The 22,521-nt window shown below is 38.4% G+C and carries 20 protein-coding genes, 2 pseudogenes and 1 CRISPR repeat array (1 of these 23 running past the window's edge); of the genes and pseudogenes, 21 read left to right on the top strand and 1 reads right to left on the bottom strand.

Features of this window, described 5'->3' with window-relative positions:
• Nucleotides 1–340: 340 nt before the first annotated feature.
• The 4 genes from F8M42_RS10870 to F8M42_RS13895 all read left to right on the top strand — a co-directional run bounded on the left by F8M42_RS10870 (nucleotide 341) and on the right by F8M42_RS13895 (nucleotide 1,445).
• Nucleotides 341–640 (top strand): TIGR04076 family protein, encoded by a 300-nt coding sequence (locus F8M42_RS10870; protein ID WP_182186672.1) that lies wholly within the window; start codon nucleotides 341–343, stop codon nucleotides 638–640.
• 147 nt (nucleotides 641–787) lie between these two features.
• Nucleotides 788–955, top strand: coding sequence for a hypothetical protein (locus tag F8M42_RS10875; RefSeq protein ID WP_182186674.1), 168 nt, complete (start codon nucleotides 788–790; stop codon nucleotides 953–955).
• A gap of 71 nt (nucleotides 956–1,026) precedes the next feature.
• Nucleotides 1,027–1,167: a hypothetical protein gene (locus tag F8M42_RS10880; protein ID WP_182186675.1), complete on the top strand. Its 141-nt coding sequence runs from the start codon at nucleotides 1,027–1,029 to the stop codon at nucleotides 1,165–1,167.
• Between the two features lie 176 nt (nucleotides 1,168–1,343).
• Nucleotides 1,344–1,445, top strand: coding sequence for a cysteine-rich KTR domain-containing protein (locus F8M42_RS13895; protein WP_456107160.1), 102 nt, complete (start codon nucleotides 1,344–1,346; stop codon nucleotides 1,443–1,445).
• 62 nt (nucleotides 1,446–1,507) lie between these two features.
• Here the strand turns inward: F8M42_RS13895 and F8M42_RS10890 are convergent, their stop codons facing one another.
• Nucleotides 1,508–1,858 (bottom strand): helix-turn-helix transcriptional regulator, encoded by a 351-nt coding sequence (locus tag F8M42_RS10890; RefSeq protein WP_182186677.1) that lies wholly within the window; start codon nucleotides 1,856–1,858, stop codon nucleotides 1,508–1,510.
• Between the two features lie 338 nt (nucleotides 1,859–2,196).
• Between F8M42_RS10890 and F8M42_RS10895 the strand changes: the two genes are divergently transcribed.
• From F8M42_RS10895 to F8M42_RS10975, 17 genes and pseudogenes are all read left to right on the top strand, one after another.
• Nucleotides 2,197–2,640: an RNA polymerase sigma factor gene (locus F8M42_RS10895; RefSeq protein ID WP_182186678.1), complete on the top strand. Its 444-nt coding sequence runs from the start codon at nucleotides 2,197–2,199 to the stop codon at nucleotides 2,638–2,640.
• Complete coding sequence (locus F8M42_RS10900; protein ID WP_182186680.1) at nucleotides 2,597–2,863, top strand: helix-turn-helix domain-containing protein; 267 nt, start codon at nucleotides 2,597–2,599, stop codon at nucleotides 2,861–2,863. The genes F8M42_RS10895 and F8M42_RS10900 overlap by 44 nt, the downstream gene beginning before the upstream one ends.
• A 73-nt stretch (nucleotides 2,864–2,936) precedes the next feature.
• Entirely contained in the window at nucleotides 2,937–3,098 is a 162-nt protein-coding gene (locus tag F8M42_RS10905) for a hypothetical protein (protein ID WP_182186682.1), read from the top strand.
• Entirely contained in the window at nucleotides 3,088–5,352 is a 2,265-nt protein-coding gene (locus F8M42_RS10910; RefSeq protein ID WP_182186684.1) for a hypothetical protein, read from the top strand. Before F8M42_RS10905 ends, F8M42_RS10910 begins: the two co-directional genes overlap by 11 nt.
• Before the next feature lie 18 nt (nucleotides 5,353–5,370).
• Nucleotides 5,371–5,562, top strand: coding sequence for a hypothetical protein (locus F8M42_RS10915; protein WP_182186686.1), 192 nt, complete (start codon nucleotides 5,371–5,373; stop codon nucleotides 5,560–5,562).
• Between the two features lie 68 nt (nucleotides 5,563–5,630).
• Complete coding sequence (locus F8M42_RS10920) at nucleotides 5,631–7,469, top strand: recombinase family protein (RefSeq protein ID WP_182186687.1); 1,839 nt, start codon at nucleotides 5,631–5,633, stop codon at nucleotides 7,467–7,469.
• Nucleotides 7,470–7,790: 321 nt separating this feature from the next.
• On the top strand, nucleotides 7,791–7,985 hold the full coding sequence (locus F8M42_RS10925; protein ID WP_182186689.1) for a helix-turn-helix domain-containing protein: 195 nt from the start codon (nucleotides 7,791–7,793) through the stop codon (nucleotides 7,983–7,985).
• Between the two features lie 19 nt (nucleotides 7,986–8,004).
• A complete protein-coding gene (locus tag F8M42_RS10930; protein ID WP_182186691.1) occupies nucleotides 8,005–9,639 on the top strand; it encodes an HsdM family class I SAM-dependent methyltransferase in 1,635 nt (544 codons plus the stop codon).
• The gene (locus F8M42_RS10935) at nucleotides 9,626–10,726 is read left to right on the top strand and encodes a DNA cytosine methyltransferase (RefSeq protein ID WP_182186693.1); all 1,101 of its coding nucleotides are present in this window, start codon (nucleotides 9,626–9,628) and stop codon (nucleotides 10,724–10,726) included. The genes F8M42_RS10930 and F8M42_RS10935 overlap by 14 nt, the downstream gene beginning before the upstream one ends.
• Nucleotides 10,727–10,730: 4 nt before the next feature.
• Nucleotides 10,731–12,698, top strand: a complete 1,968-nt coding sequence (locus tag F8M42_RS10940) for an AAA family ATPase (protein ID WP_229711340.1) — start codon at nucleotides 10,731–10,733, stop codon at nucleotides 12,696–12,698.
• A gap of 14 nt (nucleotides 12,699–12,712) precedes the next feature.
• Nucleotides 12,713–14,113, top strand: coding sequence for an LlaJI family restriction endonuclease (locus tag F8M42_RS10945; protein ID WP_182186694.1), 1,401 nt, complete (start codon nucleotides 12,713–12,715; stop codon nucleotides 14,111–14,113).
• Between the two features lie 103 nt (nucleotides 14,114–14,216).
• Nucleotides 14,217–14,564 (top strand): annotated as a pseudogene (locus tag F8M42_RS10950) (transposase); the annotation flags it as partial.
• 78 nt (nucleotides 14,565–14,642) lie between these two features.
• Complete coding sequence (locus F8M42_RS10955) at nucleotides 14,643–15,602, top strand: ISAs1 family transposase (RefSeq protein ID WP_182186696.1); 960 nt, start codon at nucleotides 14,643–14,645, stop codon at nucleotides 15,600–15,602.
• A gap of 34 nt (nucleotides 15,603–15,636) precedes the next feature.
• Entirely contained in the window at nucleotides 15,637–15,975 is a 339-nt protein-coding gene (locus F8M42_RS10960; protein ID WP_182185465.1) for a transposase, read from the top strand.
• Nucleotides 15,959–16,786, top strand: coding sequence for an IS3 family transposase (locus F8M42_RS10965; protein WP_182185463.1), 828 nt, complete (start codon nucleotides 15,959–15,961; stop codon nucleotides 16,784–16,786). The genes F8M42_RS10960 and F8M42_RS10965 overlap by 17 nt, the downstream gene beginning before the upstream one ends.
• 314 nt (nucleotides 16,787–17,100) lie before the next feature.
• Nucleotides 17,101–18,019, top strand: a pseudogene (locus F8M42_RS10970) (IS256 family transposase); the annotation flags it as partial.
• Nucleotides 18,020–18,656: 637 nt separating this feature from the next.
• Complete coding sequence (locus tag F8M42_RS10975) at nucleotides 18,657–18,869, top strand: hypothetical protein (protein ID WP_182186697.1); 213 nt, start codon at nucleotides 18,657–18,659, stop codon at nucleotides 18,867–18,869.
• 34 nt (nucleotides 18,870–18,903) lie between these two features.
• Nucleotides 18,904–22,521: direct repeats of the CRISPR family, unit length 33 nt; unit sequence GCTTCAATTCACGCTCTCCATGCGGAGAGCGAC; it runs 8,279 nt beyond the window's last position.

Consider the following 22,521-nt stretch of genomic DNA (forward strand, 5'->3'; position numbering starts at 1 on the left):
AAAAAATAACAAATTGTAAGTAAGTTAGAAAGACTACTTTAGTTTTCTGAAATATGAGAATAAAGTAGTCTTTCTAATCAGCGCAATGCGGATTTTATGTGCTGAGTATGCGAATTGTTCAGCAAAGTATCTAAAAGCATTATACCTGATAACGGTTCTGGACTTGAGGAGTTTGCGAAGCTTTAGGATTGGGGAGTTGATATCACTTCGCCCATCCGTACTCATTCTGGGAGCAACCTGTAAATGAGCGGTATAACGATCTTTTGTGTCAATATATCCCTAGGTTTAAAATTGCTAACCGATATGTACATAGAGCCCTGAGTATGCAGGAGGGATTTTCATGGTAAAGCGTCCGAAAGTTATTATGAAATTAATTGATCGAAAAGGAAAGTATGGTTGTCATCATGGACATAAAATCGGAGATGTATTTGATTTTGATACAGAACGAGGAATTTTATGTGCTATGGCTGTTCATGCAGCCTTTCCTTATGCGGAAATTCTACGGTATGGTGGTGAAATTCCCCTGAGCAAAGAGTATGGAAAAATCGTTTTTTGCTGTCCCGATCCAGACGTAGTTAATGTGTTTCAGATCGAGTTATCTTCTGCAAAAAAACAGAATGTTGAAGAAATAAACAAATAAACGAGGAGCACCTGCTTCCTACCAAAGGTGGTGGGAAACAGGTGCTTTTTATTTGTAAAATTAACAAGAACATGAAAAAAGAACGTTCATGTATTCAAAGAGATGAAAATTGGAAAAGCAAACTGTTGAAAGAAGACCCTTATATTTATGCGAAAAAAATATCTTTATTTTTTTGCGGCAGCACATTTGAGCGTTGACATTAATACGGGGGCATTACCGGCAATTTTACCATTTTTTGTATCATATTATAGTATGGATTATAAAGCTATGACGGGACTTATGTTTGCATCATCCATCTTGTCATCGTTCATTTAACCACTTTTCGGTTGGCTTGCAGATCTATCTTTGGGGCCGTTTTTTCTGTTGGAGGTATTGTTGTGCCATGATTGGAATGGTTTGTTGATTGGAATGGAATTGAGGCCGTGATGACACTACTAGTTATTCTCGCTGTAATCTGTGTATTTGCAACATTGCTGCTGCCTGAACCAAAAGAAAAATCGGTTGCAAAAGAAGCTAATATTAAATGATATTCTGTATGAAAAAGTTTGCCATATAAACTATATGCTAGAATATTGTTTACTATAAAATGAGTTGTGGGTAATTTTGAAAGGGGGAGGGACGAATACAGTATCAAAAAGATTCTACTTGGATTCGATGCCCAATTTGTTATGGGAAAACACGGACCAAAGTATATGCAGATACGGTGTTGCTAAATTTTCCACTTTATTGTCCCAAATGCAAAAAAGAAACTAAAGTAAATGTAGTACAACTGAATATGACGTTAAGCGAAGAGCCGGACGCATAAAAGCGGAGAGCCTGTTTCCTATCAAGATGATGGGAAAGCAGGCTTTTTTTGCGTTATGCAGGTTATTCAATTTTTGTAGTCGTTTTTGCTCTCAGTACAGATAAAACAGATTCAAAGACGGAATTTAAGGCTGATGCCTCTTGTTCACTGCATTCTTCAATCGTTAATCGTAATTGACGAATCGCAGGATTTTCTCTTTGAAGTTCAGGATAAAAAATTTCTCGCGAATCTATTTTGAGTGCGCGAATCAAGGGGAATAGGACTTCCATTTTCGGGTTACCCTTGTAGTTTTCAATATTTAATACAGTGCGTACATCAACATCTATTTTGTCGGCAACTTCATTTTGAGTAAGGCTGAGTTCCATGCGAGCATTTTTTACAGCGTCCCCTAAAGAATGTACATATTCTAACATTGTGATTCACCTCAAAGAAATTCTACAATACACTTTGCTTTGTTTGAATTCATTGCAATTCATTATACATGTGTATCTTAATGATCTGATGGTATTACAATGCTGAGGAATATGTATTCTGGTTCATGTACTTTGAAAATAATAGGAAGATTATTTATTTTGATTTTATTTCGACTTATGGGATTGGTTAAATAAAAAAATGAAATTTTTTTCGCAGAGTTTGCCAAAAACGATGATCCAGATCGTTTTGGTTTTATGAAGGGCAAAATAAAAGAGCCTTTGCGGAAAATTTCATATAACAGCTATGACGCAGAGTCTCTTTTTTTAAGGAGGCAGGTGTGTTGGGCTGTGAAGAACAATTTGATAGTTTTTGTAAAAAGGTCTTGAAAAATTATGCACGCAGCTATGGTGTGTGTTTGGCTAGACACAGAGGGCGGGTATGTTTTCTTGAGGATATTTCTGAAGATGCTAGATTATTGCAATATTTTTCGACTCCTTCACATGAGGAAGCCTATATTTTTCGAGTAATGGGAATAGAGATTGCGGTAAAAAATTTTTTTTTGGGTGCGGCATTGGATGAATTGGAAGAAAATCGGCGGGATATTGTTTTGCTGGCTTATTGTCTAGAAATGACAGATCAGGAGATAGCTGAACACCTTCATTCAATTCGTCGCACGGTAACATATCGTAGGTCTGTTGCATTGAAACAGTTAAAAAAGTTATTGGAGGAATATATTAATGGCAAGAAAAAATCAGGCAAAAAAAATAGTATATGGGCATAAAAAACATTTATTATCAGAAAAGTTGATTTATGCGGCGATATGTGGTGAAGAAACAGCAGTGCAGAAAGTTATTAAATATTATGAAGCTTATATTAATAGCTTATCTTCGCGTGAATTATATGATGGCTATGGAAATGTTTACATTTATAGAGATCCCGTTTTGAAAACAGAATTACAGAACAGGCTTATCACGGGAATTTTAAAGTTTCGGATAAGAGAATAAGGTTGATTGTTAATATTGAGAACAAAAGTAAAATATCACAAATTGCCATTTTATGTAAGGAGAAAAGAATAGCATGAAATCTATAAAAAAAGAAGATAAACTACAGGACGATTATATTGGTCAGGAAATAGCAGAAGTTTTGGCGATTGATTATGATGAAAATCAGCTTTTAACAGCAGAGTTCTCTAATAAGGCAGGTCACCAAAGAAGGGGGACTCAGCCAGATGTCAAATGAAAAAGTTTTTGAAAGCCGCGATATTGTCAACAAGATTATTGTTGATAATTTGCGTGATTATGGCGATATTGAACCACCGGCACTATATGGAAGACATTATAACGAGGGGACGCGAACGAAATATCAGTTTAGTGCAGCAAACTATCTGAGGATTGCTGCTGCTCAACGTGAATATAGGTATCAGGATATTCGTTGGCTGAGTGAACAGGAAATTGCAGATAAAAAATTCACTGTAAAAACTAATGCAAAGCCTGTAGAAATCGAATACTGGGAAGGCATTGATGATGGGCAAAATTATGAAGGAAATCTTCGAAAGTTTTATAATGCAGCAGATATAGTGGAAATGGATGGAACGGAAAAGAGTATTTATGGCAGTGAAGAGACCGATGTGGAATATGCCTTAGATCTTCTGCAGGCAAATAGAATGGATATTAATAGAAACATCCATTCGAATGATCAAATTTTTTCATCTGTCAAAGAGTATGCGGCAAAAAACGGTGCAGATGAATTTGCTGCACCATTAACTTCGCAATTATTTTTTAAGACAAGCCATCTTAGCTATGATTACGTACAACATCCACTTTATACAGAAGAGCAAATTAATAAGCTTGCAGAAAATCCGAAGATTCTATTTCATGCGATGAAAAAAGCGCAAAAAGTAGTCAAATCTATGCAGATGAATCAAGAACTAGAACTGAAAAATATGGCAGATAAAATTCAGAATGAGTGGAATCAGCCGTTTAAAGATTTATCTGTTGATTTCTTTTGGAGTGAACGTTGTTTGAAAGATTTACAAGGCAAAGAATACCAAGACGGACAGCATTTTCAGGGAGAAGCTGCTTATCAATTTTTAGTGCAGCTTAATGCTGCAGATAAAGAGCAGTTCAATAGTAAATTGCAGGGATTTGGCAATTATGATAAAACAAAGCTTGCTATTAAATATGGAAATTATGATCATGGGGAAATGCGCATAGATCTTGGCGATTTAGAATTATCGAATAAGACTTTAATCTCAGATGCTCTGGTAGTGCGATTTAATGAGTATAGAAATTATTTGATGACGAATAATCAGGCTATGAATGCACATATCGGTTTTCAAAAATCACAAGGTGAAGAAGTTACAAGAGAACAGGTTATTGCTGAATGTGAAAAGGAAAATACGCAGTGTGAAAAGGCAATGCAACAGTTTGGCAAAGAAGAAAAGCAGTACATGGGAAAATATCCGGAAATAAAACAGATTAATGAAGAAAAAGCGGATACTTTTTTGTATTACTGCAAAGAGCAAGATATTAGCAAAGTACCGACCAATATGGTGTTAACAATACATAGGGCTGATGAATTTGATGGACTTATTTTCGATCAGCAAGATACTAGCAGAGCTTTATTTTCTGGAGAGAGAAAATTAGTTAAACCAGAGTTTAACGATATTATTTTTGAATCTGCAATATCGAATGATGAAATCAAAGGTGATATTCCTATTAAGTTAGCATTTTCCAGAGAAGATCAATTGGCTATGGAAAATTTAGAAAAATTATCAATTAAAATAGAGAATTACGGTACTGTTATGGAGCCTTTCGAAGCTCCTGTAGTTGAAGTGTATAAAGGAAAACAGGCCGTGCAACAGTTTATCTATGAAAAAAATTATGAAGTGAATGCTGTGCGAAGTATGAATTATGAAGAGAAAATAACACGTCAGCCACAACAACAGATGACTTTTTCCTATGATGGTAAGGAATTCTATAAATTAAAGTATGAGATTGGCAGTGGAACTCTTAATCAAGCAATTCCATCAGGATTACCTATATATAATGAAGAAAAAAATCCAATAAATAAAGAATTGCAGCAGGCCGTTTATACGCAAATGAAATATCAAGGGATTTATAGGGATAATGGTATCTATGCTCTAAATCGGAAAAATGAAATCAGACTTCCAGATCTTAAAGTTATAAGAGCTAAAGTAATGGAAAATAAACCGGATATAAGGGCTATCAATAGTAAGCAATTTGAGTACTATGCTGAATTAGCTACCTTGGATTTTAAAACGGATACGCCCGTTAAGGTCATGAGATCCATGATAGCGGAAATGCAGCAGGATGGCCTAAGTCAGAAGAAAATCAACAATATTATTAAGACAAATAAAAATTTCGACTTGTCGTTGATGGAGAATAACGAAAAAGTGACCACAATGAAAAAAAGGAAGCTGCAGGTAACAATGAGAACGTCGAATAGCCAGGAGCGTGGGATGGGTAGATAGGGATTTAGTGGGAGGCCGATGGTGCGTATGGAAGATGAAATGAAACGTGCAAAAGAATTAGAACGGTATGCAATACTTATCGGTATGCTGAATTTTCTATATGGAAAAGAAGGTATGGCGGAAGATGAACGAATTAGCGAAATCGAGTACAATGAGATCCGTAAAAAAATGAAGAAGGATTATCATATATTGTCTGATGTATATCCTTGAAATACAACAAAAAATAATTTATAATAATAAGCATAGTATTTCGTAGATATATTAATGAGGTGCATGCTATGCCAGATGTTAAAATCATAAAAGGGAAGCGTGGATATAACGCGAGCGAAAACAGTGTTTTCCAAGAAAGAATTAGAGTTGCTGCTTATTGTAGAGTTAGTACGGATGATGAAGAACAGTTAGATAGCTACAACTCTCAGGTGAGACATTATACAGATTTAATTAAATCGAAGCCGGAATGGGATTTTGTTGAGGTTTATGCAGATGAAGCTATAACCGGCACGATGATAGATAAACGTGATAATTTTAAAAAGATGATCAATGATGCAATCAGCGGAAAACTAGATGTTATTCTTACAAAATCTATTTCGCGTTTTGCGCGTAATACATTAGATGTTCTCAAATATGTTCGCCTGCTAAGAGAGCATAGGGTAGCTATTCGGTTTGAAGAAGAGAAAATTGATACTTCAACCATGGATGGAGAACTGTTGTTATCTGTGCTTAGTGCTGTATATCAGCAAGAAGTTGAAAATATATCGGCCAATGTGAAAAAAGGCCTGCGTATGAAAATGCAACGGGGAGAATTAGTTGGTTTCCAAGGGTGTCTAGGATATGATTATTATACTGACACAAAAGAGATCGCAGTTAATGAAGAAGAAGCAAAAACAGTTCGATTTATTTTCAAACAATATTTAAAGGGATATGGTTGTACTTCGATAGCTAGACAATTAGAAGAACAAGGAATCAAAACTAAGCAAGGTGGTAGTCGATGGACCAATGGGGGAATTATGGGGATTCTCAAGAATGAAAAGTATAAGGGTGACCTCTTGCTGGGGAAAACTTACACAGTGAATCCTATTTCGAAGAAAAGATTAAGGAATTTTGGTGAAGAGGATCGTTTTTTTATTCATCAGCATCATGAGCCTATTATTAGTGCTATTGAATATGAAAAAGCTCAAGAGATTCGAAACAATCGCAATAAAGGGAAAATTGGTGGTGCATTTTCACCGGGGATTCATGTTAGAGTGAGCCAACGATTTACATTTAGTTGCATGCTAGAATGTGGTTTTTGTGGTAAAGTACTTGCTAGACGTATTTGGCACAGTACTACTAAACATAAAAAAATCATGTGGCATTGTGTTTCTGCAACTAAAAATGGTAAGAAGGTTTGTCCACCTAGTAAAGCGGTTGCAGAGGAAGCTATAGAGAATGCATTTGTTCAAAGTTTTCAAATGACGATTCAACAAAATAAAGGAACAGTTGAGGAATTACTTGATCGTTTAAAAGAAAGCATAGAAGAAAATGCTCAGATTGATACGACTGGAGAACTACAAAGAAAAATTAATCGGTTAAATAGCAAAATCAATAAGTTGTTAGATTTAAGGCTAGATGGTGGGGTTGAGAAAGAACCTTACGAAGAAAAATATAAATCACTTTCTCGTGAATTAGAAAAGTTGAAAGCTGAAAATGAAAAAATTGATTTGCAATCGAGTCGCCAAAAAGATGTGCAAAAACGATTAGATATATTTCGCAGTGTATTAAAATCAAATATTGGCATGAAAAATTTTGATCCAGATGTTTTTAATAGTATTGTAGAAAAAGTTGTAGTTGGTGGATTTGATGAAGACGGTGAACCAGATCCGGCTAAATTAACCTTTATTTATAGAACGAATGTAACAGATGAACGAAGTGCGGATGATTTTAAACCACCACGTAGGCCAAGGGGGAAAAAGAATAATAGTTTAACTGAAGAAAATGGTTCTATATCAACGTCTGATACTGACTATGTAGAAATGGAACCACTTGCTGCTTCTAAAGATTGTCTATCAAGTTCGTCCGAGTTAACGGAAACCGCTTCTATTAAGGATGATCGGCACATGTTGAGTGTGTGGTATTGATGTCAAGGGTAAAAGAGTGAGTGTGTGAAAAGGCTTGATATAAAGGCTTTTCCGAGAGCTGGAAGTATTCTTCCGGCTCTCGGATTTTTTGCTTTTAGGTAGTGACCGAACATATCCACTGCCGTAAACCCGTAGGGTTGAGTTGATAAGATGATTTGTTATAGATTGTGTTGATAACTTTGTTAATGGTCTGCACATAGAAAACATTAACAAACAGTAAAAAACAATAAAAAACAGCATAAAACATTGATTTTCAAAAGTGGACGTGTTATATTGTTATTGGATTTTAATATCTACTTGTATTGTACAGAGGTGAGAACGATGAGTGAAAATATAAATGAAAAATGGATAAGTATCGAAGAGGCAGCAGAACATTTAGGCATTAAACCTGTAACCGTACGAGATTGGATAAAGAAAGGGAAAGGCATTCCGGCTCATAAAATCGGCAAGAAATGGAAGTTTAAGTATTCGGAATTAGATGCTTGGGTAAAGAGCGGACAGAGTGCCATAGAATAATTTAACAGGTAGGTGCAAAATGGAAAATGATGTGTTGATTAATGCATTGAAAATAACTAACGGATACTTAAATCAAAACTATAGCAATAATGAATTAAAAATAATCCGTGAAGAAATCAATGCTATTATAGGAGAACTATTAATCGTTGATAATTCTTCAAATAAGCCTTATTCATATGAGGAGATACAAGAAATATTATCAACTTTAAATGAAAAGGAAACTATAAGAAAAAATAAAGGTGTGTATTATACACCACAGGATGTTGTAAAATTCATATTGATTAACAGCGTGAAAATGGTATGCAAAAGGTTGCAACCTAACAATCTTCATGTGTTGGATTTGAATGGAATCCCTTACAGTACATTTTGTTATGATAAAACAGTGTATGACCCAACGTGTGGATCGGGTGTTTTCTTGCTGGCGGCATTGGAATTAAAATTGGATTTACTTGATTTACACCACACAGATGTCACAAAGGGAAAAATAAAAAAAGTTGTGGAGTCTATAAAAGGTAATGACCTAAATAAAGATTCAATTATTATTACAAAAATTCGACTTTTTCTTTGTGTATTGCATAGACATGGAGTGGCAAAGGCAAGAGGTCTTTCGGAAGTTCTTAATAATTGCTATGAATGTTATGACTATGTAGAACACAAGCCAAAAACAGAAAATAAATATGACATCATTATAGGAAACCCTCCATATGTGGAAGATGCAAAAAGTGAATCAATTCCAGAGAAAAGATACGGAAACATATATGCTAATGTACTTGAAAATGCGTCGTTGCAGTTAAGGCCGGGGGGAGTTATGGGATTTGTTATTCCATTATCGTATGTTTCTACTCCAAGAATGAAAAAGATTCGTAATGAGTTATACATCACAGTGCCAGAACAGTATATTTTAAGTTATTCTGATAGACCAGACTGCTTATTTACTTCTGTGCATCAGAAACTTTGTATTTTGCTTGGAAGAAATAAAAGCGGAGAGCGTGACGTATCTACAGGAAATTACAGATATTGGTATAAGGAAGAAAGGTGTGATTTATTCAATACGGCTGAAGTTGTTAAGAACAACTATGTGGAGGATGAATACATTCCTAAATTAGGAACAAGGCTTGATACTTCTGTATATAGAAGATTGACTGGATTTAACACATCTATTATTAATCGGCTTGAAAAGAATGGGGAGCCATTATACTTGAATATGAGAGCAACATTTTGGATTAAAGCATTTTTAAACGAACACGCAGGTGCTGAGTATAAGATTTTTAAATGCGAAAATCAGGATTATGCTAATTTTTGTATGTGCCTGCTCAACTCTTCTCTATTCTGGTGGTACTGGATTTGTGTTTCTGATTGTTGGCATATCACAAGAAAAGAATTACTTGGATTCAAGGTACCGGAAATTCGCGATTTCACAGAAGTGAATAGACTTGCGGCTGCACTTGAAAACCAACTGGAAACAACTAAACTGTATGTTGGTACGAAACAAACTGAGTATGAGTACAAACATAAAGAATGCGTTGATACGATTCATCAAATCGATGATTACATCAATGGTCTCTATGGTCTGACGGAAGAAGAAGGATTGTATATTAAGAATTTTGCATATCGATATAGAATCGGTGGAGGTGTTGAAGATGAAAGTAATTGACCTGTTTTCAGGATGTGGTGGACTGTCTTTGGGATTTATCAAAGCTGGATATGCTGTAAAAAAAGCGGTCGAGTTCGATGCGGATATAGCAAAGACCTATAAGATGAATCATCCAGAGGTTGATGTGATTGTTGACGATATTCGAAATATAGAGCAATCAGGTGTCTTTAAGGCTGGAGATGCCGATGTTATTATTGGCGGTCCACCTTGTCAGGGCTTTTCTATGGCAGGTGCAAGAATAAGAAATGGATTTATTAATGACCTACGAAATTATCTGTTTAAGCATTATTTCAATGTTGTAAAAACAGTCAAACCTAAAGTTTTTGTAATGGAAAATGTAAAGGGCATTATGACTATGCAGGATGGAAAAATTTTTGAAGAAATACTCAGAATTTTTTCAGACTCGGAGATGTTGAATGGTGAGCCTTATAAATTGCATTATAAGGTTGTCAAGGCTGTTGATTTTGGAGTTCCTCAAAAACGAGAAAGAATGATTATCATTGGTACAAGAAATGATGCTTTTGATTTCGATGAACTTTGGAATCAGACTAAGGAAGAGATACTTCGAGATTATCCTCATTATTTTGATACAGTTACTGTTCAAGATGCGATAGGAAATCTTGGTGGTACTACTGCAGATGGTGTGATAGAGAATCCAAAGCCAGATACTGAGTATCAGAGATATTTGGCTGCTGATGCAAATGAACTTACAAATCATACAAGGACAAACCACACGAAAATTACTGTAGATAGAATGAGTAGAGTTGCCAATGGCGAGAACTTTACTGCTTTGGAAGAAACTATTAATTCAGTTCACAGTGGTTCTTATGGAAGATTATGTTGGGATGAGCAAGCACCAACAATTACAACAAGATTTGACACCCCTGCTGGTGGAAGATTTATTCATCCTATTGAAGATAGAACCCTCTCTCCTAGGGAGGCAGCAAGAATACAAAGTTTCCCTGATGATTTTATATTCTATGGAAATAAAACATCCATTTGTAAACAAATTGGAAACGCAGTGCCGCCAAAGGTGTCTTATTTCTTGGCACGTTTGATAAGCAAAATAATAGGGTCGGAGGTATAAGGATATGAATTCAGTTTTACAAAACAAACTAACCGCATTGCAAAATGCAAGTGATTGTGAATGTTGGTATTTGGTGAAACAGCCGACCGCATTTGATAATATTTGTTACTTGGTTTCTTTTCTGAAGGAATTTAAGTCAAAAGAAGTATCGGATAATTTACAAGACTTCATAGGGAAAAAAGTAATAGAAGTCAATAGTAGTAAGCCGGATGTTGAAATTTCTAATAATTATAGAGCATTGAGGGTAGCAGCTTTTTTTGGACTTATTACGATGACTTCTACAAAATATGAAGAGGCCATCATCACAGAGGCTTTTGAGGAAATCAATAACCGTTGTGGTGGAGAATTTGAAAAGAAAGACTTGTATGAAGATATTATCCAAAGACAAATCGAAAAAATGTATATCAGTTCAACGGTGGACGAAGGACATAATGGCGTAAGACAGAGTTATCGCTTGTATCCGGTTATGTTGCTGTACAAAGTGCTTATCGAATTAGGCAGGGCGACAGGTAGTTACTCTATTAGTATGACAGAATACAGATATTTGGTTGCAACTACAGAGGTGTTTGAAAATTTCCTTGAAACATTGCTGTTAATCAAATTATTGAGAGAAGATTCCTCTGCAAATACAGAATTTGAACAGTACCGCACAAAATTTGATAACCGTTTGATTCAAGCATTAAAGCAGTTACCTACTTTAGTGATTGATAGAGATTCTATCAAATTAAATCCAGAAACAATTTCTGAGGTAGCAAAGAAAGTATTCATCTTTGAAAGTAATCCAAACATCTTTGCTACTGAAAATTATCTAGGTTTTTTGGGTTCAAAAAAATCTTTATTTGAACTTGATGAGTTCGAAAGTGAAAATACAACAGAAATAGAACAGAACGTTTCTCGTGTGGATTTGGATAAGGCGGCGCGTATTGAAAACGGCACAAATGTATTGTTGTATGGTGTTCCGGGTTCTGGTAAGAGCTGGACAATTGAACATGAGTATTGTAAAAAGGATACCAATGTGGAGCGTTTGGTATTCCATCCAGATTATACTTATTCTGATTTTATAGGTCAGATTTTACCGAATGTTGATGAAGATGGACAAGTAAGCTATAAGTTCACTGCTGGTCCATTTACCAACATCTTGGCTGATGCGTATGCGCATCCACAGGAAGAATATATTCTGATTATAGAGGAAATTAATCGCGGAAATGCACCTGCAATTTTTGGTGAGGTGTTCCAGTTACTTGATAGAAAGACAGAAATTCGTGATGTTGACGATGATGGCTATCCTATTGGTACAAGTGAATATGGTATTACTAGTGCTAATATTGCTGCGATTGTTTATGGAGACGCAAAGCATAAGGTTCAAATTCCGTCCAATCTTTCAATCATTGGTACAATGAATACATCGGACCAAAATGTATTTACACTTGATACAGCTTTCCAGCGTAGATGGGAAATGCGATTAATCGAGAATAACTTCGAACACGTAGATAAAAGATTGGCGGATGCACAGATACTTGATACAGGAATTACTTGGGAGGTATTCTGCACACAGATTAATAAAATCATCGTTGGAAATAATGCAAGAATGACTTCTGCAGAAGATAAGCGTCTTGGATCCTATTTTGTTCACTTGAGAGATTTGGCATATAATCCAAGCATGGGAAATCTGTCTGATGGCGAATATGATGCATTACGCAAAAAAGAACAGGATAAAACTATTACTGATACAGAAAAAGGTAGACTTGCAGAAATACGTGCTGCGATGAAACAAAACCGTAAATTCCCTGAAAAGGTAATCAAATATTTATGGGATGATGCGTTTAAATTTAATAGAGAAATTGTCTTTGAAACTACGACATATCAGAGTTTGGAACAGGTAATCAGAACATTTATGTATGCTGAAAAACTTGACCGTTTGGCAATGTTCAAAGATACTGTAAGAAACGCATTTATTAATCCTGAAGAGTAAGGTGGTGATTCTGTATGGATTTAGATTCAGCATTGTATATGGCAATGGTCGATGATGACATCACTAAGCACTGTCATGTAAATTCAAATGAAGATGGTGACCGTTTTGTAGGCATTAAAGCAGATTCTGATAATACGATGGTCTATTTCCCTATCGGATATCAGTTGCCTGAAACAGATGCTGAAATTAGAACAGACATCAAACATTTAATTCAAGTGTTGTCAGAGTTTACTACTAAAGGAGACCGCTTGCTTGCGATAAATAAATTTGCAGCGCCACAGACCGTTGATTTTCCTATTAATGCCTATAAAGGTGTTATAGAATATTATTTTTCTATTGGGGGAAATTATTATATAGAGGTTGACCCTACATATAAGACAAGTGCTACCGGAAAGCAGGACTGGCCTAAAACAGTGAGAAACCAAGTGCCTTTAGTACAGCAAAAAGGCAGAGTTAGTTCGTTTATTTATACAGAATTTACGGTAAGAGCAACTACTCCAAATGATTCTAAACTGATAACGCAAATCAATCGTTTCTGTGTATATGAAGCCTTTAAAAAGCTGGGATGGTTGTATGTTCCGTATATGCCGGAACAACCGGGACCTCATCCCGATGTTAAAACTTCATTGGCCATTCTCAATACCAAATTAGGAAATACCAATGATGATAAGAAACGCAATTTGTTTCAGGCAATGAAAGATATGCTCCAGTTTATGGATGAAAAGACATCTGATAAACAGTTTTATTTTGGAACAGATAACTTTGATCATGTATGGGAAAAATTGATTGATAAAGCATTTGGAGATAAGGATAAAGATAAATATTTCCCTCGTTCAAGATGGCTACTGGACTACGGCAAATATAAAGAAAAACGTCCGTTGATGCCGGATACCATTATGATTTACAATGGAAAGTACTATATCCTTGATGCAAAATGCTATAAGTATGGCTGGACAGGTATTCCAGATCATTTGCCTAATAGTTCTTCTATCAATAAGCAGATTACATATGGCGAGTATTTAGAAAAGTATAAAGGTGTCAATACCGATTCGCTTTTTAATGCTTTTATTATGCCATACAACATGGCAAAGAACTTTTTTAAGTTGGATACAGTTGTAGGAAATATTGGTGAGGCAGTCGGTGATTGGCGTGGTAATCAGAAATACTATGAACGTATCCAAGGGATTGTAATGGATACAAGGTATTTGATGTACCATTACACCGGAAATCCAATGAAGGAAAAGGTAGCCTTGGCGGATTGTATAGAAGCTGTATTAGGTAGAAAGCCTGTACCATTGGCAGCAGGAGCTGTTCCAATTACAACAACTCCGAATCCTGTGCTTTATGAAGATAATTCTTCAACAACAGTATCGATGGTTGCCGAAGAAAAAGCACTTTACGGTAATGACGTATAATCATGACCACCCGGAGCCTATGAAAAAATCTCTGTAAACAAACTTTCACTCGAAGTCATAAGATCTTCTATGGTACAATCTAATCATAGGAGGCCTTTTTATCATGGCAAAACAGCGGAAAGAGATTCACAAGGTTGAAATGACCGATGGGAAGCAGGCTATTATCCAGCAGCTCTTCCAAGAGTATAACATCGAGAAACCAAACGACATCCAAGAGGCCCTGAAGGATCTGCTTGGCGGTACCATCAAAGAGATGATGGAGTCTGAAATGGATGAACACCTGGGCTATAGCAAATCGGAACGCTCCGACAGCGAGAACGCCCGCAACGGTTATAAATCAAAGCAAATGAACAGCAGTTATGGCAGCTTTCAGATTGACGTTCCTCAGGATCGGCAATCCTCATTCAAGCCACAGGTTGTCAAGAAGCGTCAGAAGGACATCACGTTCGTTTCATAAACCGGAAAATAAATATTAACAAAAAAAGGAAATAAATGATATAATCCAAAGTAAAAAAGTATAGGTGAAAAAATGGATTATATCAAAGAAAAATTTGCAATAATAGAAGATAACAGACATTCAAGCTATGTAGAACATAGTTTAACAGATATACTTACTATAATAATGTGTGCCGTATTGTGTGGATTAGATGAACTGGCAGATATAACAACTTATGCACAAAGCAATGCAAAATTTTTAAAAAAGAAATTTAATATCACTAAAATCCCTTCTAAAGCTACTTTCAGCCGTATATTAAATATGATGGACGCAGATAAAGTAGCCAGTGTAATTATTGAAATAATGCATGATGCAGCATACTGTGACTTGGGCGATGTTATCGCTGTAGACGGGAAGGCAATCCGTAGTACCTCTAAAAAAGGTACACCGCATTCAGCACTGCAAATATTAACTGTATATTTAACACAAAGCGGCGTCGTTTTAGGGCAAAAATCTATACATGAAAAGACGAACGAGATTCCTGTATTCCAGCAGCTATTGGATAATCTAAACATTAAGGACAAGACAGTAACGGCTGATGCGATGCATTGTCAAAAAGAAACCTGCAAGAAAATTATAGCCAAGCATGGCAATTACGTTTTTGGGCTTAAGGAAAACCAAAAGACATTGCACGATGATGTTAAATTTTTCTTTGATGAAGAATTCGATAGCAAAACATTAGATTCTTATACGACAGTTGAAAAAAATGGAGGAAGAATTGAGAAACGCATCTGCAAAAAATGTTCAGATATTAAATGGCTGAATGGATATAAAGAATGGGCAGGACTGAGTTCAATATTTGCAGTTAAGCGTATTACAACAACGAACCGTGGAACCAGTGATGAAACTGGTTATTATATAACAAGTAAGGATACAGATGCCAAAGAGCTTTTACATATTTGCCGTGAACATTGGAAAATTGAAAGCATGCATTGGCTGTTTATAATGGACCCAAGGATTCAGACCAGTACTGAAAATTTTAAGAGCACATGATATAGTATAGGTAACAAAATAGGAGGTTGTTATCATGCCAAGAAAAAAGTACACTGCTGAGTTCAAAACAAAGATGGTTTTGTCGATTCTTCAAGGCGATAAGGAATTCAATGTTATCTGTTCTGAGAACGACTTGAATCCGAGCATGGTCCGAAAATGGAAGCAGGATTTTCTAAAAAATGCCCATCTCGCCTTTGGTATAGATTCTGAACGTAAGGCCGTTCAGAGAAAGGAGGATGACCTGAAGAAAAAGAACGACCAGATGCTTAAGACCATCGGTCAGTTGACGCTGGAACGCGACTTTCTTCAGGACTGCTTTTGCCAAGCTGGAGAAGCCATCCCACAAATCCCAGAATATGATTCAAAGGGATAATGAGCTCTCCATACGTCGTCAGTGCGAGCTGTTGAGGCTGAATCGCTCCGGCCTGTATTACAATGCCATCCTGCCGGATGCAACAGCTGTTGAATTCGAAGAGTCTTTAATGGCGCGTATCGACCATTGGCATACCAGATGTCCTTATCTTGGATCTCGTAAAATTATCATCAAGCTGCTGGAAGACGGCTTTCCCGTATGTCGTAAGACTGTGCGCCGGTTAATGCTGAAAATGGGGATCTATGCCGTTTATCCTAAGTCCAATCTATCCAAAAGAAATTTCAAGGAGGCTATCGTGCCATATCTGCTACGCGATTATACGGCATCATATCCTAATCAGGTCTGGTCTATCGATATCACCTATATTCCAATGCCGCATGGTCATATGTACCTGACAGCAATCATTGACTGGTATAGCCGACGGCTGGTTGGACACTATCTCTCTGACACATTAGATGCGACTTCTGTCATTTATACAGTAAAGGAAACCGTAAAAAAGTGTGGAATTCCCGCCATTATCAATTCAGATCAAGGAAGTCAGTTTACCAGCGATGACTATAAGGCATTGCTTCACAGTCTTAATATCCGACAAAGCATGGATGGTAGAAGCCGCTGGGCTGACAACATCATGATTGAGCGATGGTTTCGTAGTCTCAAGACAGAACAGCTCTATCCCAACGAATACCATTCACCAAGAGAGTTGCGTCAGCTGATTAACACGTATGTAGATGACTATAACAACATACGCCCCCACCAAGCCTTAGGTTATAAGGTCCCAAATGATTTCTACTTCGGCAGTTTTGCTGCGTAGACTTACTTTGTTTGATGACACGCTTAAAAATTTACGAAGTGGTCTTGACAAGGGGCCCATTATAGTTAGATGTAACCTTTTCGGAAGATGAGTGCTCTATTATATCTGAAAATGGGCAAAAAACTTTAAACAGCCTTAGAAAATTGGCATTACTGCTACATAAAAGATATTTAGCTAAGCAGCTTAAAAAATGTAGCATTAAAGCTAATCTGCTAAAATGTCTTATGAATAGCCAACTGTTATGTGAGGTAGCTGACTTATAAACTAACATTTCTTATTTAAGAACAATTATCTTGTTTATGAAACGAACGTGGAAGGACATCTCTGCCATTGACCAGAAAATAATTTCCATGTATGCCAAAGGAATGACGACCAAACAAATTTCTGAAACCATCGAGGATATCTATGGGTTTGAGGCATCAGAAGGCTTCATATCGGATGTCACTGACAAAATTCTGCCCCGGATTGAAGAGTGGCAGTGTCGACCACTTGCCAGCGTCTATCCTATTATCTTTATTGACACCATTCATTTTTCGGTACGTCACGACAGTATTGTCCGCAAGTTGGCTGCATATGTTGTGCTCGGTATCAATGAGGATGGCTACAAAGAAGTACTCGCCCTTGAAGTCGGTGAAAATGAAAACAGTAAATACTGGCTGGGTGTTTTGAACGGTCTTAAGAACCGTGGCGTGCAGGATATTCTTATCCTCTGCTCGGACGGACTCACAGGGCTTAAGGAAGCGATTGCTGCAGCCTTCCCAAAAACAGAACACCAGCGCTGTATTGTGCATATGGTACGTAATACCCTTAAATATGTAACCAAAATTTTGCCAGAGATCTTCGGACGAGATCTATACTGCTCCTGACGAAAAAACTGCTGTCAGACGGTTAGAGGAAGTAGATAAGAAATGGACGTCCCAGTATCCAGCAGCCATGAAACGGTGGCATGATCACTGGGATGTCATAACGCCAATCTTTAAGTTTTCGATAGACGTTCGTACAGCTTTCTATACAACGAACACCATTGAGAGTTTAAATTCTTCCTACCGCCGTTTAAACCGTCAGCGAAGTGTTTTCCCAAGTTCACAGGCTCTGCTTAAGGCTTTGTACCTGTCCACTTTCGAGACTGCCAAGAAATGGACTATGCCACTTCGGAATTGGGGAAAGGTAAGGGGTGAACTGGTCATCATGTACCCTGACAGATTAACTGGCATGATAGTTCTAGAAAAATGACTCTTTATTAACTATCATAGAAGACCTTATTTACAGACTTTTTTTCATAGCCCCACCACATTCATACAACGGTTAAACGGTTATAAAACACCATATGAGGCACGGTATAATTTATAAAGATTAGGTTAATGTATTACAAAAATACTTGACCATTACAACTCTTGTAACCTCAACACCGACAGCCACTTGCCCAGCATGCAGGCAATCCGACAAGCTTATCCCAATGTTCACACAATACATTGGTTCTGACTGCACTTGTAAGTCTTAACTATGCTTCTTCACTTTCACTCAGCTTTATAGCACTCAACTGACAGTTTTCCTACTGCTTTTTCCACATGCGCTCAGCACCATAGCTTTTGTCTACAACATCCATGGGCGTTTTGTAATCAATACCTGCTTATTGATTACGGAAGACCTACTTCCATCTTATAAAAAGCATTGCAAGAATTATTGTTACGTTTGCTTTTCTTACATTCAGGACACACTATGTGCTAAACTATGTGTGTCATTATTTTGTTGTTTCGACATTTAGTGGCATCTCCTAATGTATAATCTGTATTTTAAGCTGGCAGGCTTATTTACAGGTTAGCACATTAGGGCTCACCGCTTAAGCTTTTTTTAACCACGCGACTATCGCGTGGTTTTCTTTTATACAAAAAAAAATCCAGAACAAGTGTTTTCCAATCTTCTAAACCCCAAATTTGATGTGATCGATTTTAATACCATATGGCTTGCAGAGCTTACTTATATTAAAGTTGGCAACAAATGGTGTTATTTGGTAACGGCATTAGATTTTGCAAGAAGGAAACTGGTAGGCTGGGTATTGGAAATCGACCAACAACAAAATTAGCAACCTAAGCATTGAATATGGCTATTTTACGAGAGAGTCCACTCACGCTCTCCATACGGAGAGCGACATAAACTAAAAAGAGGTAATCAAAATGGAAACAAAGACTTTAATTCACGCTCTCCATGCGGAGAGCGACTAATTTCTATGATAACAGTAATGAGTTTTACAAAGCTTCAATTCACGCTCTCCATGCGGAGAGCGACGCATATAAAATATCATTTTGAAGTACTCCTATAAATGCTTCAATTCACGCTCTCCATGCGGAGAGCGACTATTATAACACGTGTTATAATACGTGTCAATGCAAGCTTCAATTCACGCTCTCCATGCGGAGAGCGACCTAAACTAAAGCCAATACTGGATGCGCTAAATTGAGCTTCAATTCACGCTCTCCATGCGGAGAGCGACCTAAACTAAAGCCAATACTGGATGCGCTAAATTGAGCTTCAATTCACGCTCTCCATGCGGAGAGCGACCTAAACTAAAGCCAATACTGGATGCGCTAAATTGAGCTTCAATTCACGCTCTCCATGCGGAGAGCGACGGTCATGCCAACTTTAAATACATTATCGCCGAAAGCTTCAATTCACGCTCTCCATGCGGAGAGCGACGATGGGCACAAGATCACATTTGGCAAAAGTTATGATGCTTCAATTCACGCTCTCCATGCGGAGAGCGACTAGGTGACTCGGCCAACAGCTACGGAGGATAAAATGCTTCAATTCACGCTCTCCATGCGGAGAGCGACGACGCTGATAATTGGTCAATAATATATAACTATTGGCTTCAATTCACGCTCTCCATGCGGAGAGCGACCTGAAATCCAGAAAATAAAGGCTGCTATGTATGACGCTTCAATTCACGCTCTCCATGCGGAGAGCGACTAGCATCCTTTCCCGATAAGGTTGTAAGGCTGTCAGCTTCAATTCACGCTCTCCATGCGGAGAGCGACTTTGTTATCATACACGATTGCCCCGGCGCTGGTCGCTTCAATTCACGCTCTCCATGCGGAGAGCGACTTAACTTTAACCCCCTATCAATACCGAGCGAAAAAGCTTCAATTCACGCTCTCCATGCGGAGAGCGACTGCAGCAAATATTACTATTAAACCTGATGTCATTTGCTTCAATTCACGCTCTCCATGCGGAGAGCGACGGCAGAAGATACGCTTTCTGGATTTTTGCATTTAGGCTTCAATTCACGCTCTCCATGCGGAGAGCGACTATTACCATCACGCACTGATACACGCTGGTTCCATGCTTCAATTCACGCTCTCCATGCGGAGAGCGACATTTACGGATACAGAGGATTCGCCATTTGTAATAGCTTCAATTCACGCTCTCCATGCGGAGAGCGACGAGGACATCAATAAGTATGTATATGCTTGTCTGATGCTTCAATTCACGCTCTCCATGCGGAGAGCGACGTCATAAAAGCTTTATGGATCAATGGCTAAACATGCTTCAATTCACGCTCTCCATGCGGAGAGCGACTGCAGTATCAACTTCGGTGATAGCCTGTTTTAAGCGCTTCAATTCACGCTCTCCATGCGGAGAGCGACTGGCACAGCGTCTGAACCATTTTCCACACTTGTGTGGCTTCAATTCACGCTCTCCATGCGGAGAGCGACTTAAGCGAATTATGGTATTACCATTTTTAGCAAGCAGCTTCAATTCACGCTCTCCATGCGGAGAGCGACTGGCACAGCGTCTGAACCATTTTCCACACTTGTGTGGCTTCAATTCACGCTCTCCATGCGGAGAGCGACTTAAGCGAATTATGGTATTACCATTTTTAGCAAGCAGCTTCAATTCACGCTCTCCATGCGGAGAGCGACTTCGACCGGATCATCATTAAACGCAAAACCGAATAGCTTCAATTCACGCTCTCCATGCGGAGAGCGACAATAAATAAGCGTAAACCTAAATATGCCGCGGCTGCTTCAATTCACGCTCTCCATGCGGAGAGCGACACACCGACAGCTTTTGATCTGCACGGAATCTTGAAGCTTCAATTCACGCTCTCCATGCGGAGAGCGACGTCAGTTAGGGCCTGTTCTTACACGTGTACAGCATGCTTCAATTCACGCTCTCCATGCGGAGAGCGACTTTGCGGGTCCAAAGCAATCTTCCCGTATACATGGCGCTTCAATTCACGCTCTCCATGCGGAGAGCGACAAAATTATGATGTCATAAGTCAAACACAAACGGAGGCTTCAATTCACGCTCTCCATGCGGAGAGCGACAATACACTTTTCCTGATTTAGATTACATGCTCATTGCTTCAATTCACGCTCTCCATGCGGAGAGCGATTAGCATCTACAAGTGCTTTAAATTCTTTATGATCGGCTTCAATTCACGCTCTCCATGCGGAGAGCGACTTCATCAGTTGATAACCGCCCGTCATCCTTATTCATGCTTCAATTCACGCTCTCCATGCGGAGAGCGACAGGTGTAGCATTGTTGGCATCATTAATATCAAATGCTTCAATTCACGCTCTCCATGCGGAGAGCGACTTGCAGTCCTTCAAGCATCCGGAATAGATCAACAAAGCTTCAATTCACGCTCTCCATGCGGAGAGCGACTCACCTACATGCTGATCACCTTTAAACTGGTCAGGCTTCAATTCACGCTCTCCATGCGGAGAGCGACGTAGTACTAAGAGGTGTCATTGCAGCACCATTATTTGCTTCAATTCACGCTCTCCATGCGGAGAGCGACGCCTTGCCAAGCCAGCTTATATTCCAGCATGTTCGTGCTTCAATTCACGCTCTCCATGCGGAGAGCGACCTTCAGCTATTTCAAACCAAATTTGGGAAGTAGCAGCTTCAATTCACGCTCTCCATGCGGAGAGCGACTTTCTGATATGTCCGATTTTATTGATGTCAGCGTCAAAGCTTCAATTCACGCTCTCCATGCGGAGAGCGACGTCCGCAGGTAGTAAATAACCTGTGGCAGAGCAAGCTTCAATTCACGCTCTCCATGCGGAGAGCGACGCACTAAGGCAATGGACTGGCTGACTAAATACTTTGCTTCAATTCACGCTCTCCATGCGGAGAGCGACCTAAGATAGGAAAGATAGTTAATGGTGATGCTACTGCTTCAATTCACGCTCTCCATGCGGAGAGCGACGTCAAATTAGCGACACCAGTAGCTGCTAATATTGGCTTCAATTCACGCTCTCCATGCGGAGAGCGACGAGTTGGGACGTGTTCGCAGGACAGGTATTCATAGCTTCAATTCACGCTCTCCATGCGGAGAGCGACTATTTAATGATGTGTACACTCCGTTCATCAATGATGCTTCAATTCACGCTCTCCATGCGGAGAGCGACTTCAAAGGATTTAACCAAGCGGATTTGCTCGAAAGGCTTCAATTCACGCTCTCCATGCGGAGAGCGACAATCCTGCCTTTTCTTTTTAGGTGGTGAATTTATGGCTTCAATTCACGCTCTCCATGCGGAGAGCGACCAAGGCAGATGCAGTGAGAGGGGGTGTCATAAGTGGCTTCAATTCACGCTCTCCATGCGGAGAGCGACCATATAATTTACCACCGTATTTTGTACCGAGTAAGCTTCAATTCACGCTCTCCATGCGGAGAGCGACCTAAAACCGTTACGACTGAAACGCAAACGCAAGCTGCTTCAATTCA

Source organism: Pectinatus frisingensis (genome assembly GCF_014076555.1).
In the GTDB taxonomy this organism is placed as follows: Bacteria; Bacillota; Negativicutes; order Selenomonadales; family Selenomonadaceae; genus Pectinatus; species Pectinatus frisingensis.

What these genes read in the sequence shown, in the direction of transcription:
- F8M42_RS10870 (WP_182186672.1), top strand. Translation starts at nt 341, where the DNA reads ATGGTAAAGCGTCCGAAAGTTATTATGAAATTAATTGATCGAAAAGGA.
- F8M42_RS10875 (WP_182186674.1), top strand. Translation starts at nt 788, where the DNA reads ATGCGAAAAAAATATCTTTATTTTTTTGCGGCAGCACATTTGAGCGTT.
- F8M42_RS10890 (WP_182186677.1), bottom strand. Translation starts at nt 1,858, where the DNA reads ATGTTAGAATATGTACATTCTTTAGGGGACGCTGTAAAAAATGCTCGC.
- F8M42_RS10900 (WP_182186680.1), top strand. Translation starts at nt 2,597, where the DNA reads ATGGCAAGAAAAAATCAGGCAAAAAAAATAGTATATGGGCATAAAAAA.
- F8M42_RS10905 (WP_182186682.1), top strand. Translation starts at nt 2,937, where the DNA reads ATGAAATCTATAAAAAAAGAAGATAAACTACAGGACGATTATATTGGT.
- F8M42_RS10910 (WP_182186684.1), top strand. Translation starts at nt 3,088, where the DNA reads ATGTCAAATGAAAAAGTTTTTGAAAGCCGCGATATTGTCAACAAGATT.
- F8M42_RS10915 (WP_182186686.1), top strand. Translation starts at nt 5,371, where the DNA reads ATGGTGCGTATGGAAGATGAAATGAAACGTGCAAAAGAATTAGAACGG.
- F8M42_RS10920 (WP_182186687.1), top strand. Translation starts at nt 5,631, where the DNA reads ATGCCAGATGTTAAAATCATAAAAGGGAAGCGTGGATATAACGCGAGC.
- F8M42_RS10925 (WP_182186689.1), top strand. Translation starts at nt 7,791, where the DNA reads ATGAGTGAAAATATAAATGAAAAATGGATAAGTATCGAAGAGGCAGCA.
- F8M42_RS10930 (WP_182186691.1), top strand. Translation starts at nt 8,005, where the DNA reads ATGGAAAATGATGTGTTGATTAATGCATTGAAAATAACTAACGGATAC.
- F8M42_RS10935 (WP_182186693.1), top strand. Translation starts at nt 9,626, where the DNA reads ATGAAAGTAATTGACCTGTTTTCAGGATGTGGTGGACTGTCTTTGGGA.
- F8M42_RS10940 (WP_229711340.1), top strand. Translation starts at nt 10,731, where the DNA reads ATGAATTCAGTTTTACAAAACAAACTAACCGCATTGCAAAATGCAAGT.
- F8M42_RS10945 (WP_182186694.1), top strand. Translation starts at nt 12,713, where the DNA reads ATGGATTTAGATTCAGCATTGTATATGGCAATGGTCGATGATGACATC.
- F8M42_RS10955 (WP_182186696.1), top strand. Translation starts at nt 14,643, where the DNA reads ATGGATTATATCAAAGAAAAATTTGCAATAATAGAAGATAACAGACAT.
- F8M42_RS10960 (WP_182185465.1), top strand. Translation starts at nt 15,637, where the DNA reads ATGCCAAGAAAAAAGTACACTGCTGAGTTCAAAACAAAGATGGTTTTG.
- F8M42_RS10965 (WP_182185463.1), top strand. Translation starts at nt 15,959, where the DNA reads ATGATTCAAAGGGATAATGAGCTCTCCATACGTCGTCAGTGCGAGCTG.